Below are 15,778 nucleotides of genomic sequence, written 5' to 3'. Positions count from 1 at the left end.
TTACTCCCCTTCAACACGCATGATGCTGGCGACACCGCGCACGGTGTCCAGCTTGCGCAGCGCTTCGACGGTCCCGGAGAGGGCGGCGTCGGGCGCGCGGTGGGTGACGACGACGAGAGATGCCTCGCCGTCTCCGCCCACCCGTCGCCCGCCGCCGCCCTGCTCGATGGCAACTCCGTCGCCGCTGCCCGATTGTCGGCTCTTCTGTCGGACCGTATCGATGGATACGCCCTGTTCGGCGAAGACCGTCGCGACCTGGGCGAGTACGCCAGGCTTGTCGGCCACGTCGAGACTGATGTGGTACCGCGTGACCACGTCGCCCATGGGGCTGACCGGCAGACGCGTGTACGCGGACTCACCGGGGCCGGTGGCCTGTCCGATGATGTTGCGGCACACGGCGACCAGGTCGCCCAGGACCGCGGACGCGGTCGGGGCGCCACCGGCGCCGGGACCGTAGAACATCAGCTGCCCGGCCGCCTCGGCCTCGACGAAGACCGCGTTGTACGCCTCGCGGACGGAGGCCAGCGGGTGGCTGAGCGGGATCATCGCGGGGTGCACGCGGGCGGTGACGGACCGGCCGTCGGCGGCGCGCTCGCAGATGGCGAGCAGCTTGACGGTGCAGCCCATGCGCCGGGCGGAGGCGATGTCCGCGGCGGTGACCTCCGTGATGCCCTCGCGGTGCACCTCGCCGATCTTGACGCGGGTGTGGAAGGCGATCCCGGCGAGGATGGCGGCCTTGGCGGCGGCGTCGAAGCCCTCGACGTCGGCGGTCGGGTCGGCCTCGGCGTACCCGAGGGCGGTGGCCTCGTCGAGCGCCTCGGAGTATCCGGCGCCGCTCGTGTCCATCCTGTCGAGGATGAAGTTGGTCGTGCCGTTGACGATGCCGAGCACCCGGTTGACCTTGTCCCCCGCGAGGGACTCGCGCAGGGGGCGTACGAGCGGGATCGCGCCGGCCACGGCCGCCTCGTAGTAGAGGTCCCTGCCGTGCTTCTCGGCGGCGGCGTGGAGCGCGGAGCCGTCCTCGGCGAGCAGCGCCTTGTTGGCCGAGACGACGCCCGCGCCGTGCTCGAAGGCGGTGGTGATGAGCGTGCGGGCGGGCTCGATGCCTCCGATGACCTCTATGACGACGTCGATGTCGCCCCGTTCGACCAAGGCGGTCGCATCGGTGGTGATCAGCGCGGGGTCGATGCCCTCGCGCACCTTGGAGGGCCGGCGGACGGCGACACCGGCGAGCTCGACCGGAGCACCGATGCGCGCGGCGAGGTCGTCGGCGTGCGTCGTCATGATGCGCGCCACCTCTGAGCCGACCACTCCACAGCCCAGCAGCGCCACCTTCAGCGGACGCGTACGCATCATCCGACCTCGTTTCTCGTACTTCTGATGTGTGGACCAGTCTCACTCACCGGACGGGGGTTTCTGCCACCCGTCCGGATTTTGAGATGTGAATTTCATCAGCCGACATCGAGACGCAGGAGATCTTCCTCCGTCTCGCGGCGGACGATGACCCGTGCCCGACCGTCGCGCACGGCGACGACGGGGGGGCGCAGTGCGTGGTTGTAGTTGCTCGCCATGGACCGGCAGTACGCGCCGGTGGCGGGCACGGCGATCAGGTCGCCGGGGGCCAGGTCGGACGGCAGGAACGCGTCCTTGACCACGATGTCACCGCTCTCGCAGTGCTTGCCGACGACGCGTACGAGCATGGGCGCGGCGTCGGAGCTGCGTGAGACGAGCGCCACGCTGTACTCGGCGTCGTACAGGGCTGTGCGGATGTTGTCCGACATGCCGCCGTCGACGCTCACGTACGTCCGCAGGCCGTCGAGGGGCTTGATGGTGCCGACCTCGTACAGCGTGAACGCGGTGGGGCCGACGATCGCGCGGCCCGGCTCGACGGAGATGCGCGGGGTGCGCAGGCCTGCCGACTCGCACTCCCGGGTCACGATGTCGCCGAGCGCCTTGGCGATCTCGTGCGGCTCGCGCGGGTCGTCCTCGGAGGTGTACGCGATCCCGAGGCCGCCGCCGAGGTCGATCTCGGGGAGCTCGACGCCGTGCTCGTCGCGGACCTCGGCGAGGAGATGGACGACGCGTCGTGCGGAGACCTCGAAGCCTGCCATGTCGAAGATCTGCGAGCCGATGTGCGAGTGGATGCCGATGAGCTCCAGGCCGTCCATGGTGAGCGCCCTGCGGACCGCCTCGGCCGCCTGCCCGTCCGCCAGCGCGATCCCGAACTTCTGGTCCTCGTGCGCGGTGGCGATGAACTCGTGGGTGTGGGCCTCGACCCCGACCGTCACGCGGATCTGCACCCGCTGGCGCGTGCCGAGCCGCTGGGCGATGTGCGAGACCCGGGCGATCTCCTGGAACGAGTCGAGCACGATCCGGCCGACGCCCGCCTCGACGGCCCGCTCGATCTCGCCGACGGTCTTGTTGTTGCCGTGGAAGGCGATGCGCTCGGCGGGCATCCCCGCGTCCAGCGCGGTGGCGAGCTCACCGCCGGAGCACACGTCCAGGTTCAGCCCCTCCTCCTTGAGCCAGCGCACCACGGCGCGCGACAGGAAGGCCTTCCCCGCGTAGAACACGTCGGCGTCGGCCCCGAAGGCGTCCGCCCAGGCACGGCAGCGCGCCCGGAAGTCGGACTCGTCCAGGAAGTACGCCGGAGTGCCGAACTCCTCGGCCAGCCGGGCGACTTCGATACCCCCGACGGTGAGCGCACCGTCGGCGTCACGGGTGACCGTACGGGACCAGACCTTCGGGTCCAGCTCGTTGAGGTCGGTGGCCGGGGCGGTGTAGTGGCCCTCGGGGAGGACGTCGGCGTGACGGGGTCCTGCGGGGTGGGCGGATCGGCTCATCGTTCTGCTCTGCTCTCTCAGGTCTCTTCAGAGGTGTCGGGGCGCGCTGATGCCGAGCACGAACAGGCCGCCGGCCAGCACCTTCCCGGCGGCTTCGGCGAGGGCCAGCCGGGAGCGGTGGGCGGCCGAGGGTTTCTCGTCGCCGACGGGGAGCGGCGGCGTCGTGGCCTGGAAGGCGAGGAAGGCGTCCGCCACGGCTTCCAGGTGCCGGGCGAGCCGGTCGGGTGCGTGGTGGCGGGCGGCGGTGGCGAGGACGCCGGGGTGGTCGGCGATCGCGGCATGCAGCGCGGGCGCGTCGACGTCGACGTCGTATCCGCAGGTGAAACCGAGCCGCTCCGCCTCACGGGTGAGGGCGCGGGTACGGGCGTGGGCGTAGCGGACCAGGAAGAACGGGTTGGACTCACCCTGTACGAGGAGGTCGTCACCGAGGGGCGCGTGGTCGTGGGCGGCGGGCCGCTGCAGCCCCCAGAGCGCGGCCTCGCACCCGAGCCGGCCCACCAGGGCCTCAGCGGTGGTACCGGCGGGGACGGGACGGATCTCCGAGCTCTCCTCGGCCTCCTCCGACGCGTGGCGCGAGCAGACCCTGACGCGGAGCCGTTCCCAGTGGGGGTCGGGCTCCCCGGTGCAGCCGACGATCACCTGACCTCCCTGGGTACGCAGGAGGCGCGCCACGCTGTCCGCGAGGACGGCGGCCCGGACCTCGCGCGGGTGGTGGAGACGGTGGAGCCGCCCGGCCTCCACGGTGACCCGCCCGTACCGGAGGCCCGCCTCGCGCACCTCGCGCACGCGGGCGGCACGGGTCTCGGCGTCGGCCGAGGCGTCCAGCGTGAAGTTCAGAAAGCCCGGCCCGGTGACCTCGACCCGTCCGATTCCGGGTACACCGACGATCCGGTCCCGCAGCAGCGCCGCGACGTCCCTCGCCGGGAGCGCGGCGGGGCCGGCCAGCTGGAGGGCGACGGCGCAGGCGTAGTCGCCGCTGCCGCCGGGACGTGTCCGCTCGACCCGCACGCCGCCGGGCACCGGCGCGCGCAGGGCGTCCTCGTCGACCGCGCGGCGCACAGCGTGCAGCACGGTCCGGGAGAGATCTGCGGGGGTCACGGGACCAGCGTATGGGAGGAAGGGGGGCACTTCGCCAACCGGTTTCGCCATACGGGCAGCCGCGGCCCGGCCGCACGGTCAGCCGGCGGCGCTCCCGGCCGTCCCCGCGCCGCGCCTGCCGTCGAACCGCGTGCGATCACCCCGGCACGCGAGCCGGTGCACCATGCGCACCATCTCGCTCGGCTCGAAGGGCTTCGCGAGGAACGCGTCGACCCCGGCGGCCACCTCGTGGGGTGTGCACGAACTGATGACGGCGACGGGCAGATGCCCCGTCCTCGGGTCGGCGCGCAACCGGGCCGCGGTCTGTATTCCGTCGAGCCTGGGCATCACCACGTCGAGGGTGATCACATCCGGACAGACCTCGTGCACCAGATCCAGACACTCGACGCCGTCGGCCGCGGTCACGACCTCGAAGCCCTCCAGCTCGAGGTTGACCCTGATCAGCTGCCGGATGACCTTGCTGTCGTCCACAACAAGCACGCGGCCGTACGCCCCTGACACCCTTCGAGGGTAGGTCGAGCGGAAGGGCCGCGTCCGGGTTTTGCCCACTTCCGCCCCGGGAGGGGCGGCCGGGCGCCCCCGCGAAACAGCATTCGGCGCCCCGCCCGCAGGAGTCGGCACACGACCTCCCGCGCCCGTCCCCTGAACAGGCCCGACCGGCGGCGGACCGGCGGGCCGACGCGGAAAAAACCTGTGCCCGGACACCCCGTCGGAGCTGGTAGGGTTTCACTCGTCGCCGCCAAGTGCGGCGACTCGCCCCCGTAGCTCAGGGGATAGAGCATCGGCCTCCGGAGCCGGGTGCGCAGGTTCGAATCCTGCCGGGGGCACTTCGCAGGAAGTGCCGAAAAGACCCTCTCATCAGTGGCGACACTGTGCAGGGGGTCTTTTTTTGTTCCCCGTCGGCGTCCGAACGGAGCCGTGAGCACCCGGGCGCGGCCACGAGCCCGGGCTCGGCGCCGAAGCCGGGCACAGGCGGCATGGCCAATCCCGGGAACAGCGTCCGGCAGGCCGCGACGGCGGACGCGGCCGGCGCACGTTCGCCCGGTGTCGCGCCGGCAGCGTCCCCTCGCCGGCGGAGCAGTGGGCCCGGGACCGGCTGCGCGACCTCTCTCCCTCGCGGGAAACTCGGGGATCGAGCGGTATACGCTGCCCGAAGTTCAGCCGTGGGGGTGCTGCGCAGAAGGTGCAACCGAGCTCGTCCGGTGCGCTGTTGACCCGACGTTCGCCCCGCGGTCGGCATCAGCGCACCTTCGCCTTTCGCTGGAGGGCCCATGTTGCGGGTGTACTTCACGTCCGAGGACCTGGCGCGGGTCCGGGTGGCCCCGGGGCCCGACTTCCTCTGGGAGATCACCAACAGCGTGCAGACCCTCCAACGCCGTGACGGCGAGCGGGTTTTCGGTGCCTGGCGGCACTGGGCCCGGCCCAGACTCTCGGGCGGTCGCACGCTGCTGGCCGGACTGCTGCCGCCCACCGGTTACTCCCCCGACTTCCTCACCCCCACATCCGGCGACCGCACCAGCCTGCAGGCGGCTCTCGACGTCCTCATGAGCACCCCGCGCCCACGGCTGCGCACCGACCTGTCCCAACTGGCTTCCTCCATAAGGCCGCCAGGCTGGGTGCGCTCGCTGGCGGCAGGGGACAGCGATGCCCTGCGCAGGCTCGGCGACGCCCTCCACACCTATCAACTGGAGGCGCTCGCGCCCTACTGGCCACGTGTCCACGCACACATCGACGCCGACCGCGCCGTCCGCCTGCACAGCCTCCTCGACCGGGGCACCGAGGGGCTCCTGGCCGGCCTCGGTCCGCAGATCCGCTGGCGGCCCCCCGTCCTGGAGGTCGCCTACCCCGTCGATCAGCAGCTCCATCTGCGGGGCCGGGGCCTCGTGCTGCAGCCGTCGTTCTTCTGCTGGCCCACGCCGGCCACACTGGCCGACGGCGCGCTGCCACCGGTGCTCGTCTATCCCATCCACCACGCGGCCGACTGGGCCGGGCCCGTCCCCGACGCACGCACCGGTCGGGGAACCGGCCCGCTGGGGCCGCTGCTCGGGCACACGCGTGCCGGCATACTCCGCGCCGCCCTCACCGGCTGCTCCACCGTCGAGGCCGCCCGTCTTCTGCGGGTGACCCACCCGGCCGTCAGCCAGCACGTGAGCGTGCTGCGCGCGGCCGGCCTGATCACCACGGTCCGCACGGCGGGGCGGTCCTTCCACCTCGCCACCGAGGAGGGACGTGCCCTGCTGGCCGTCGAGGGACGGCAGGGGTCACTCTGACGGAACGGGCGCGGAGGGCCCAACCTCCCCCGTAAGCCTGGACTTTCACCGCTTGCGGCTCCACGGACCCGGGAATCACGCTGGTCCTGCTCTCGCACACGACCGGGCACCCCCACCGCGGCCTTCCTCACGGGCCCGTCCCCCCCAGGAGCTCCCATGCGTAAGAGATGTGTGTCCGCCGCGATCGCAGTCGTCGCCCTCGGAGCGCTGCTCCAGCCAGGTGCGGCCTACGCGTCGCCCGCGCCGTCCCTCCCCTCCGTGTCCGTCGGCGCCCACGGCTCCGAGGCGGGCACGGCCGTCCTCAGCGGGTTCGACGAGCCGGGCAGCCGGCTGAGGGTCGACTCCGGGCGTACCAGGAGCGCCCACTGGCTCCAGATCGACTACCAGGTCCAGGAGACCGGGTACTGGTGCGGCCCGGCCGCCACGCGCATCGCCCTCTCGGCCCGGATGGCACCGCCCAGCCAGGGCGACCTCGCCTGGCAGCTGGGCACCACCCAGGCGGGCACCGACCACATCGGCCAGGTGACCGGCGTACTCAACTCGAACCTGGGCGGCGGCTGGTACGAGACCAAGGAGATGCCGAACGATCCGCCCACCCAGGGGCAGCGGGACCTCCTGTGGCACGACATCGTGTTCGACATCGACCGCAACTACCCGCTGGTGGCCAACATCGTGGCCCCGCCGGGGAACCAGCCGCCCGGGTATCCCTCGAACCAGACGATCTACCACTACTTCACCGTCTTCGGCTACGACGAGGTGGACCGGACCGTCCTCATCGCAGACCCGGCTTCCTTCAGCGGCAACCAGATCTACTGGATCTCCTTCGACCAGCTCGCCACGCTGATCCCTCCGAAGGGGTATTCCGCCTGACTCCCCCTGCCCGGCGGGGGCACATCCCCCGCCGGTGCCCGCTGCCGGGCCTTTCCCACTCCAGGAGATCATGTTGAGTACGCACCGCCCCACCCGCAGGAACGTCATCAGGGCCATCGGCTCGGTCACCGCGGCAACGGCCCTCGGCGCGGGAGGCGTCATGGCGTCGGCCTCGTCTGCCGCCGCGGCGGGCGACGGCTTCGGGCTGCGCGTCGTGGGCCATGACGAGCGCGACCCCCGGATGTGGTACTACCGCTTCGCGACCGACGCGATCGGCTGGGATCCGGCGGTCAACGTCCTTCTTCCCGACGGCTATCACAGCAGCGGTCGCAGCTATCCGGTCCTCTATCTCTTCCACGGCGGCGGCGCCGACCAGGACTTCATCACCTTCGACCGGATGGGCATCCGCGCCTGGACCGCCGGGAAGCCGGTCATCGTCGTGATGCCCGACGGGGGCCATGCGGGCTGGTACTCCAACCCGGTCAGTTCCAACACGGGTCCCCGCAACTGGGAGACGTTCCACATCGCCCAGCTGATCCCGTGGATCGACGCCAACTTCCGGACGTTCGCCGAGTACGACGGCCGGGCCGTCTCCGGGTTCTCGATGGGCGGCTTCGGTGCGCTGAAGTACGCGGCCAAGTACTACGGCCACTTCGCCTCGGTGAGCGCTCATTCCGGGCCCGCGAGCCTGCGCCGCGACTTCGGGTTGGTCACCCACTGGGCCAACACCTCGTCCGCGGCCGTGGAGCTGGGCGGCGGCACGGTCTACGGCGCGCCGCTGTGGGACGAGGCCAGGGTCACCGCGGACAACCCCGTGCAGCGCATCGGCAGCTACCGCGACAAGCGGGTCTTCCTGGTCGCGGGAACCAGTCCGGACCCGGTCAACTGGTTCGACACGGTCAACGAGACGCAGGTGCTCGCCGGCCAGCGGGAGTTCCGGGCCGGCCTCGGCGCGGCGGGAATCCCGCACGAGTGGCACGAGGTGCCGGGCGGGCACTTCGTCCGCCCGGATCTGTTCCAGCGGGATCTGGACGGGATCGTCGGCCGGCTCCGCAAGGCTTAGGGGCCCACGGACCGCTGAACCGGGCGCCCCTGAGCGCATGGCGCGACCACGGCGGGACGGAGGGTCAGCCGCACGCGGCCACGGTACGGGCGCCCGGCCGGTGAAGCGGGCCGCGTGCGGCGCCCGGCGGCGCGGGCTCCATCCGGTCCCGGACGTCCTGACCTCCGACGCGTCGGCCGTCGCTCCGTACGAACACCTGAGGTGGACCTGTCCGGCCACCGTCGACCGGCGAGGGGCCCCGGACCGGACCGTGACGGTGCACTGCTGCGCCGTACCCGTCACGCACGGACCGTCGCGGGGCCCGTCCCGGCAGTGAGCGGACCTCCGCCCGTGCGGGTCACTCGAAGGTGAAGGTGAAAGCCGAGCGGACCTGTTCGGCGATCTTGTACAGGTCCGCGATGCTGTCGGCGGCGATCAGGGCCTCGGCGAAGAAGTTCTCCCGGTCCATCGTCACCACGCGGAAGCGCTCGAACAGGTAGCCGTCCACCACCCCGGGAATCCGCATGAGCTCCTCGACGGAGGTGGCGCTCGCCAGGGTTCCGACGCGGTCGGCCTCGAAGGGAAGCATGGCCAGCAGCTCGGTGCCGGTGGTCGCCCCGGCCAGGACGCCGTCCAGGCGCTCGCCCAGCGCCATGCGTACCGACATGTTGATGGAGTCGACCCCACAGGCCCGCAGGGTGGCGTCCCGGTACGAGCGGCCACCGGGCCGCGGATTGATCTCGACCAGTTCGCAGGTGCCGTCCGCGCGCACCCGCCCTTCGACGTGCAGCCAGCTGTCCCCGAGGCCGAGAGAGGAGCACAGCGCCCGAACCCGCTCCGACAGCTCGCCCACGGCAGAGCGCACCCGTGCGGAGACCGGGGGCGAGATGAGAAGTCCCGCGTCGTGGTGCCGCCGGTTGTCGTGCCCCGTCTTCTCGACCTCGAAGAGCGGATGGAACCGGCTGTCCAGCACCGGCCCGTCGACGGAGAACTCGATGCCGTCGATGTACTCCTCCACGATGACGTCCGTCTCCGGACCCGAGGCGGCGGCCAGTTCCTTGAGGCAGGAGACGAGCTCGGCCGGGTTCTCGGCGCGGCGGACGAGCCGTGAAGCGCCGGAGTCCTGGTCGGGCTTGACGATGACGGGGTACGAGGTGACCGCGTCGGTGTCGAGGGAAGTGACGGTTCCGGTCGCGAAGGCCAACGAGGACAGGCCGCGGTCCGCCATGGCCGCCCGTACCCGTGCCTTGCTCAGCAGGACTTCACGGCCCTTCTCTCCGCCCGCCAGTCCGTAGTGCCGCGCCGTGCGCACCTGCCAGGAGAGCAGCGGATCCACGAAGTTGACGACCGCTGTAGGCTCCACGCCCGCCGCCCCGACCGCCGCCACCAGTTCCTCCAGGCTCGCTGTCTCCCAGTCGACCACGATGTGGGCCGCGCAGTGGCCGCGGTGGACGTCCTCCGGCTCGTCGGAGACCAGGACCGGGCGGCGTCCCAGCTCATTGAGCAGGCGCGAGACGAAACGCACCCCGCCCTCGGAGCGCTTGGAGTAGATGAGGACGTCTCGGTTTTCAGCCACGTCGGGTCTCGCCTTCTGTCTCTGGGGAACGCGGTGCGGGGTGGTGAACGGCTCCTCGGAAGGCGGGAGTCTGCTCGTCGACGGCCTCTCCGGGCGCCGCCCTTACCCCCATCGCGCGGGCCTGTTCAAGGGGGGTGGCGGAATGTAGCGGGGAGAGTATCAGCCAGATCGAGACGCACAGTTCGAGACCCGACGGCCCGGACCGCGCGGCCGCCCGAGGCGTCCGGGAGGGCCCCGTCGGCGAACGTGCCGGCCGACGGCGTTCCCAGGGCCACGAGCCGGTGCTCCACGGCCTGGGCGCGTCGACGTCGGCCGTTCCCGGATACGACGGTGGCCCGCACGGGTCCGGAGGTCCTCAGGTCGCACAGCCGGGAGGGGCGGGACGTGACGGAGCCCGGGAGTCGTATCCAGCTCCCGGGCCCCTGGGGTTGCCACCCAATTGCGCTTGCCAGCGCCGTTTAAGAGTGCGGATCAGTCGTCAGACCGTCGCGTTCTTCCCTTGAACTACCGCGCCGTGAAAGAGGCGCAGGCCGGATTCGAACCAGCATTCAACGGTGTTCGTCCGTACTCGGTCGATCTGGCAGTCGGCGGCGATACTGAAGCTGGAGCGAGAGTCTGAGATTGATCGCGGCTGCCTCTGCCATGTTGGGCCACCCCGGCATGTGGTGCCGGGGGGAGGACTCGAACCTCCACCGTTACCGCGTCTTCAGGCTGAACGTCAGTTTCAGCTTGCGCTCGACACACGGGGCGGACCTCAATTCCGCCTCGGGCGTGGTGCGCACCCCCACGACGTGGCGCGGGGGCGTTCTGGGGATGCCGCCTCGTGTCGGGGGCTAGCCGAACAGATAGCCGAACACCGCGTCTCCGACCCGCCGGTCGGTGACCTCGGCGCCGTTGGCCTCCTCGCGGGCGAACTTCACCGCGTGCTGGAGCTTCTCGACGCGTTCCAGCAGCTCGTTCACCCGCCGCGCCGGCAGCGCTCCGGAGAACTTCACGGTCGTCCAGTACCCGATGGGCACGTCCTCGTAGTACACGTCGACCTGCGCCGGGTGCTTGTCGGTCGCCTCGGCCTTGACGTGGTTGCGCGGGACCTTCTTCGTCCGGATGGTGCGGACCGGGTCCGTCTTCCACCAGTCCGTCGACGGGTCGAGCGACCAGGACTCCGAGGCGTCCAGGACCGGAAGCTTCTTCACGAAGGTGTGCAGGTCGGTGAGCTGCTTCTCCAGGAAGAGCAGGTAACTGACCGGTACTTCGCTCACGACCGTACGACCGTCGACGGTGACGTCCGCGCGGGCCGAGCAGTTGGCCCAGTCCTTCGTCGCCGTCACGTCGAACAGCCGGGTCAGCGACGCGGACATCTCGCGCAGGGCTTCCTCGGCCTTGATCTGTACCCGCGCGGACTCGGGCGGAAGCTGCTCGCCCTCTTCGTCCTTCGGCTGGTACGTACGCGAGATGCCGGCCAGCAGTACCGGCTTCTGCACCTTGTGGTGGGCCGCGGTGATGTCCTGGAGCGACTTGCTCTTGACACCCTTCTCCACGGCGATGATCTGGTTGAGCTTCGCCACTTCGCCCCCTTCGAGTGCCAGAAACCTACCGCACTCGTATTCGATCAGCCGCGTGAATTTTCCGCGCCCCGGTTGTCGCGGGCCAGCCTGAGGCCGAGGTCGTCGATCGCGAAGGTGGGGTGGCTGCGACGGCGCACGGTGGCGCCGCAGCCGCGCTCCGACTCTGCCCAGCCGCCGCCGCGGAAGGTGCGGTAGGCGCCGTAGACCTCCTCGTCGTACACGTCCCAGCACCACTCCCAGACGTTGCCCAGCATGTCGTGCAGGCCCCAGGCGTTGGGGATCTTCCCGCCGATCTCGTGTACCCGGCCGCCGGAGTTGCCGTCGTACCAGGCGATGGCGTCGATCTCGCCGTAGCGGTAGCCGGTGGTCCCCGCCTTGCAGGCGTACTGCCACTCGGCCTCGGTGGGCAGCCGGTAGCCGTCGGAGTCCGGGTCGCGGGTCACCTGTCCGGTCCGTACGTCGTGGGAGTAGACCGGTGCCAGCCCGGCATCGGCCGAGAACCGGTTGCACAGGTCGATGGCGTCGAGCCAGCTGACGCCGGTCACGGGCAGGGCGTCGGGCACGTCGAGGTCGGGGGCCGCTCCCGTGACGGCGCGGCGCTGTCCGACGGTGACGGGGTGGCGGGCGAGCAGGAAGGGTTCGATCTCCTCCTGCCAGCGGGCACCGCGGCGGTCGTCGCGGAGGTCCACGGTCCCGGCCGGTATGCGCACCATGCAGGAGACCGTCTCGTCGTCGGTGAGCGTGTGCACGTGGTGGGCCTTCCTGTCCGGAGGGGGGCGAAGTTCCCCCGCGCTCACGCTACTTGGATCTTCAGCCGAGCAGGCGAACAGGCTCGCCGTCGAGGTGGGCCCGGATGTCCTCGACCGCGTCCCCGTAGTACGCCGCGTAGTTGGCCTGCGAGACGTAACCCAGGTGCGGTGTGGCCAGGAGGCGCGGCGCGCTGCGCATCGGGTGGTCCGCCGGGAGGGGCTCGACGTCGAACACGTCGACCCCCGCGCCGGCGATGCCTCCGCGGTGCAGCACGTCGAGCAGCGCGTCCTGGTCGATGATCGCCGCCCGGGAGGTGTTGACCAGATAGCTGCCCGGCCGCATCAGCCCGAGTTCCCTGGCGCCCAGCAGTCCACGGGTGCGCTCGCTCAGCACCAGGTGCACGGAGACGAAGTCGCTGGTCTCCAGCAGTTCCTCCTTGGACGCGGCGAAACCCACCCCGGCCTCCGCGGCCCGCTCAGGGGTCAGGTTCGCACTCCAGGCCACCACGTCCATGCCGAAGGCGCGGCCGACCGCGGAGACCCGGCTGCCGATCTTCCCCAGCCCGAGGATCCCCAGCCTGCGCCCGTGCAGGTCGGCCCCGACGGTGGACTGCCAGGGACCGTTGTTCCGCAGGGCGTCGGCCTCGGTCACCAGCCCGCGCGCCAGTCCGAGCAGCAGCGCCCAGGTGAGCTCGACGGGCGGGGTGGCCGTGCTGGCGGTACCGCAGACCGTGATCCCGTGCCGTTCGGCGGCGGCGTAGTCGATGGAGGTGTTGCGCATGCCGGAGGCGACGAGCAGCCGGAGCCGGGGCAGGCGCGCGATCAGCGTCGCGGGAAAGGGCACGCGCTCCCGGAGGGTCACGACGATGTCGAACTCGGCCAGTCGCGCGGCCAGTTCGTCCTCCGTGGCGCAGTGATCGGCGAAGCTGACCACGTCGATGTCGTCGGCGACGGACGACCAGTCGGCGGCGGTGACCGCCACGGCCTGGTAGTCGTCGAGCACGGCACAGCGGAGCTTCATGATGACTTCCCCTTCGGCGTACGGGTACTGGCACTGCGGCAGCACCCGGGGGAATCTACCGGCCGCGCCCCCGCACTCACGCGTCCAGCCAGGCCTCCCGGTTCCGCGCGACGTCGTAGACCCTCTCCACCTGGGTGGGGGTGAACACACCGGTCAGCGGGGCGAGAACAGATACCTGGCGCTCCCGGCAGACACGGGTACCGGCCGGGGTGGAGGCCACCTCCAGCGCGGTGACGCCGGTGAACACCAGCACGGTCTGCACGGGTACGTCGAAGGCGCAGTACGCCTCCAGCGCGGCCCGGGCCCGCCGTGCGCCGGGGCGCCCGTCGAGCTCGTACGGCTGCGGGGCGCCGTCGTCGATCCGCAGCGTGCCGTCCTCGATCCGTGCCGATGCCCCGGGGTGGTGCTCGGTGCACACGGCGAACACACCGCCGGGTCCGATGAGCAGGTGCCCGATCTCCGTGCCGTCCGGCAGAGGCACGGAGTGCAGCACCCGCCAGCCGTGCCGGGTCAGCCGCTTGAGCTCGGCTCCGACCCGCCGCTCCCCCGCGAGGGCCACCCGCCGCGGGTCCGCGTCCCTGTGCCGCCGCAGCGCCCCGGTGGCCACCCGTACGAGCGCCCCGGTCCCGGATTCGCCGAGCTGCTCCCGGAGTCCGGCCCCCGGCCGCCGCGACGCGAGGTCGCTCGCGGGGGTCAGCGGGGGGAGGGCGCCCGGCCGCCCGCGCCGCTCCGGTCCGTGACCGGCAACCGGGTCCGGCACGGGCGCGCCGGACGCCTCCACCGGGCCGTGCCCGTGCGCGGACTCCGGCACCGGCGCGGGCTCCTGGACGGGCGCGGATTCCCGCACGGGCGCGGAGACCGGCGCAGGCGCGGCCACCGGCTCGTGACCCGTCTCCGGCGCGGGCGCGGACGTCTGCTCCACCGCGGGAGCCGGTTCCTGCACGACGCCCCTCTTCCGTATCCCCCTCATGGGCGGGATCCGCGGGACCTGCGGCGGAGTCCTCGGGGCCGCCGGCCCCGCCGGCACGTCCTCACCGACGAGCGACGGCAGGTCCGGGATCTGGCGCGCGAGCGCGTCGGTCACGGCGTCGCGGTAGCGCGGGTGCAGGACGGTGATCGTGCCGCTCCCCCGGTCCGCCCATCCGATCGCGGTGCCGTCCGGCAGGTTCACATAGAGCCGGTCGTGCCCGAAGAGCTGCCATGACGTGACCTTGAGATCCTGCATCGTGCCCCCTCTGTTCACCCCGTCGGCGTCCTTGCTCCCCAGGCTGTACTCCGGGCCGGCTCCCGCACAGGGCGCAGAGCGGGGCGCGCGGAGTCGGGAGCCCGGCGTTCCGGGGCAGGCCGGGCCCTGTGTGCCCCGGACTGCTCCGGAACCCGGTCAGGCCAGGGGGAGCCGGAGCCGGACAGGCCTCCATCATGGTCCTCGCTTCGTCCCTGGCCTCGGAAACGGTCGCTTCGTCACCTGTACGAGCGGCATCGACCACGAGATCGATCCACCCCGCGGCCTCCCCCGTCCCGGAGGCGGGGGAGGCCCCGGGACGGCAGGGCGGGGGTGCCGACGCGGATGCCGGAGGGGCAGAAGGGCTCACGCGACCGTAGGGACGGTGTGGTGGCACCGTGCCGGGCCGCGCGCCGGTCCTCGGCTCGGCGCGCGTCGCGTCAGGCCGAGGTGCGCTTCCGAGCCCCCTTGGCCTGCTTCCTCGCCGGGGGCTTCTTCCCGGTGTCCTTCTTCGCCGTCGCCTTCTCGGCCGCGGGCTTCCCTGCTGCCGACTTCTTCGCAGGGGGCTTCCCGGAGGTCTTCTTCGCCGCGGTCTTCCTCGCGGCCGCCTTCCTCGGCGCCGCCTTCTTCGACGGGGCCCGCTTCGAGGACGCCCCGGTCCTCTTCGGGGCGGAGCCGATGGAGTGGACCTCCGCGACCTCGCCCTCCTTTCCGCTGTCCTCCCCGTGGGACTCCTTCGCCGCCCGCACACTGCTCTCCAGCGCCGCCATGAGGTCGATCACCTTGCCCTCGGGCTCCTCGGCCCGCTCCTGCGCCACGGGTTCACCCGCCGCCTTCGCCGCGACGAGTTCCTCGACCGCCTCGCGGTACTCGTCGTGGAGCGTGTCCAGGTCGGCGTCGCCGAGGGTGTTCATCAACGCGTCCGCCAGGTCCAGTTCCGCGTCACGGACCTTGACGCCGGACTCCGGAGCGACGCCTTCCGGGGTGCGGATCTCGTCCGGCCACAGCAGGCCGTGCATCGCGATCACGTCGTCGACCACCCGCAGCATCCCGAGCCGTTCCCGCCCGCGCAGCGCGTACTTCGCCACGGCCACCTTGCCGCTGCGCCTGAGGGCCTCGCGCAGCAGCGCGTAGGGCTTGGCGGCCGGGACGCCGTTGGCCGAGAGGTAGTACGCCGAGTCCAGCTGGAGGGGATCGATCGCCGAGGCCGGCACGAACCCCTCGATCTCGATCGTCTTGGCGGTGGGGAGCGGGAGCGAGGCGAGGTCCTCGTCGGTCACGGGGATCACCCTGCCGTCGGCGTCCTCGTACGCCTTGACGGTCTCGGAGGCGGGCACCTCCTCCTCGTCCAGTTCACAGACCTTGCGGTAACGGATCCTGCCGCCGTCGGAGAGGTGGATCTGCCGGAAGGAGATCGCGTGGTTCTCCGTGGCGTTCATGAGCTTGACCGGGATGCTGACCAGGCCGAACGAGACGGAGCCGTTCCAGATGGACCTCACCGTTCACCCCTTGTGCGCGCTAT

General features: G+C 71.6%; 13 protein-coding genes and 1 tRNA gene. 4 read left to right on the top strand and 10 right to left on the bottom strand.

Annotation, left to right across the window (positions count from 1 at the left end):
- The 4 genes from ABZ441_RS00690 to ABZ441_RS00675 form a co-directional block, all read right to left on the bottom strand.
- Complete coding sequence (locus ABZ441_RS00690) at positions 1 to 1,356, bottom strand: homoserine dehydrogenase (protein WP_358966293.1); 1,356 nt, start codon at positions 1,354 to 1,356, stop codon at positions 1 to 3.
- 95 nt (positions 1,357 to 1,451) lie between these two features.
- On the bottom strand, positions 1,452 to 2,843 hold the full coding sequence (lysA, locus tag ABZ441_RS00685) for a diaminopimelate decarboxylase (protein ID WP_358966290.1): 1,392 nt from the start codon (positions 2,841 to 2,843) through the stop codon (positions 1,452 to 1,454).
- Between the two features lie 27 nt (positions 2,844 to 2,870).
- Complete coding sequence (nrtL, locus tag ABZ441_RS00680) at positions 2,871 to 3,941, bottom strand: ArgS-related anticodon-binding protein NrtL (RefSeq protein ID WP_358966287.1); 1,071 nt, start codon at positions 3,939 to 3,941, stop codon at positions 2,871 to 2,873.
- A gap of 78 nt (positions 3,942 to 4,019) precedes the next feature.
- Positions 4,020 to 4,490 (bottom strand): response regulator, encoded by a 471-nt coding sequence (locus tag ABZ441_RS00675; protein WP_358966284.1) that lies wholly within the window; start codon positions 4,488 to 4,490, stop codon positions 4,020 to 4,022.
- A gap of 206 nt (positions 4,491 to 4,696) precedes the next feature.
- On the opposite strand from ABZ441_RS00675, the gene ABZ441_RS00670 reads away from it, so the two are divergent.
- The 4 genes from ABZ441_RS00670 (at position 4,697) to ABZ441_RS00655 (ending at position 8,144) form a co-directional block, all read left to right on the top strand.
- Positions 4,697 to 4,768: transfer RNA gene (locus ABZ441_RS00670), tRNA-Arg, on the top strand.
- 444 nt (positions 4,769 to 5,212) lie between these two features.
- Positions 5,213 to 6,211 carry a winged helix-turn-helix domain-containing protein gene (locus tag ABZ441_RS00665; protein WP_358966282.1) on the top strand — a complete coding sequence of 333 codons (999 nt, stop codon included), beginning with the start codon at positions 5,213 to 5,215 and terminating at the stop codon, positions 6,209 to 6,211.
- Between the two features lie 156 nt (positions 6,212 to 6,367).
- On the top strand, positions 6,368 to 7,081 hold the full coding sequence (locus ABZ441_RS00660; protein WP_358966279.1) for a C39 family peptidase: 714 nt from the start codon (positions 6,368 to 6,370) through the stop codon (positions 7,079 to 7,081).
- A 70-nt stretch (positions 7,082 to 7,151) separates the two neighbouring features.
- The gene (locus tag ABZ441_RS00655; RefSeq protein ID WP_358966276.1) at positions 7,152 to 8,144 is read left to right on the top strand and encodes an esterase family protein; all 993 of its coding nucleotides are present in this window, start codon (positions 7,152 to 7,154) and stop codon (positions 8,142 to 8,144) included.
- A 337-nt stretch (positions 8,145 to 8,481) separates the two neighbouring features.
- Here ABZ441_RS00655 and ABZ441_RS00650 read toward each other — a convergent pair whose 3' ends face one another.
- The 6 genes from ABZ441_RS00650 to ABZ441_RS00625 form a co-directional block, all read right to left on the bottom strand.
- The gene (locus ABZ441_RS00650; RefSeq protein ID WP_358966273.1) at positions 8,482 to 9,699 is read right to left on the bottom strand and encodes an ATP-grasp domain-containing protein; all 1,218 of its coding nucleotides are present in this window, start codon (positions 9,697 to 9,699) and stop codon (positions 8,482 to 8,484) included.
- 833 nt (positions 9,700 to 10,532) lie between these two features.
- A complete protein-coding gene (locus ABZ441_RS00645; RefSeq protein WP_358966271.1) occupies positions 10,533 to 11,264 on the bottom strand; it encodes a hypothetical protein in 732 nt (243 codons plus the stop codon).
- 44 nt (positions 11,265 to 11,308) lie between these two features.
- Positions 11,309 to 11,977, bottom strand: a complete 669-nt coding sequence (locus tag ABZ441_RS00640) for an SUMF1/EgtB/PvdO family nonheme iron enzyme (RefSeq protein ID WP_358966756.1) — start codon at positions 11,975 to 11,977, stop codon at positions 11,309 to 11,311.
- A gap of 97 nt (positions 11,978 to 12,074) precedes the next feature.
- Positions 12,075 to 13,034: a D-2-hydroxyacid dehydrogenase family protein gene (locus ABZ441_RS00635; RefSeq protein ID WP_358966268.1), complete on the bottom strand. Its 960-nt coding sequence runs from the start codon at positions 13,032 to 13,034 to the stop codon at positions 12,075 to 12,077.
- A gap of 76 nt (positions 13,035 to 13,110) precedes the next feature.
- Positions 13,111 to 14,259, bottom strand: coding sequence for an NERD domain-containing protein (locus tag ABZ441_RS00630; protein WP_358966265.1), 1,149 nt, complete (start codon positions 14,257 to 14,259; stop codon positions 13,111 to 13,113).
- 437 nt (positions 14,260 to 14,696) lie between these two features.
- Positions 14,697 to 15,755, bottom strand: coding sequence for a Ku protein (locus ABZ441_RS00625; protein WP_358966264.1), 1,059 nt, complete (start codon positions 15,753 to 15,755; stop codon positions 14,697 to 14,699).
- Positions 15,756 to 15,778 lie beyond the last annotated feature (23 nt).

This window comes from Streptomyces sp. NPDC005752 (genome assembly GCF_040630715.1).
Classification (GTDB): Bacteria; Actinomycetota; Actinomycetes; order Streptomycetales; family Streptomycetaceae; genus Streptomyces.
The sequence above is the reverse complement of the archived record's forward strand: the minus strand, read 5'-3'. Positions and strand labels throughout refer to the sequence as shown.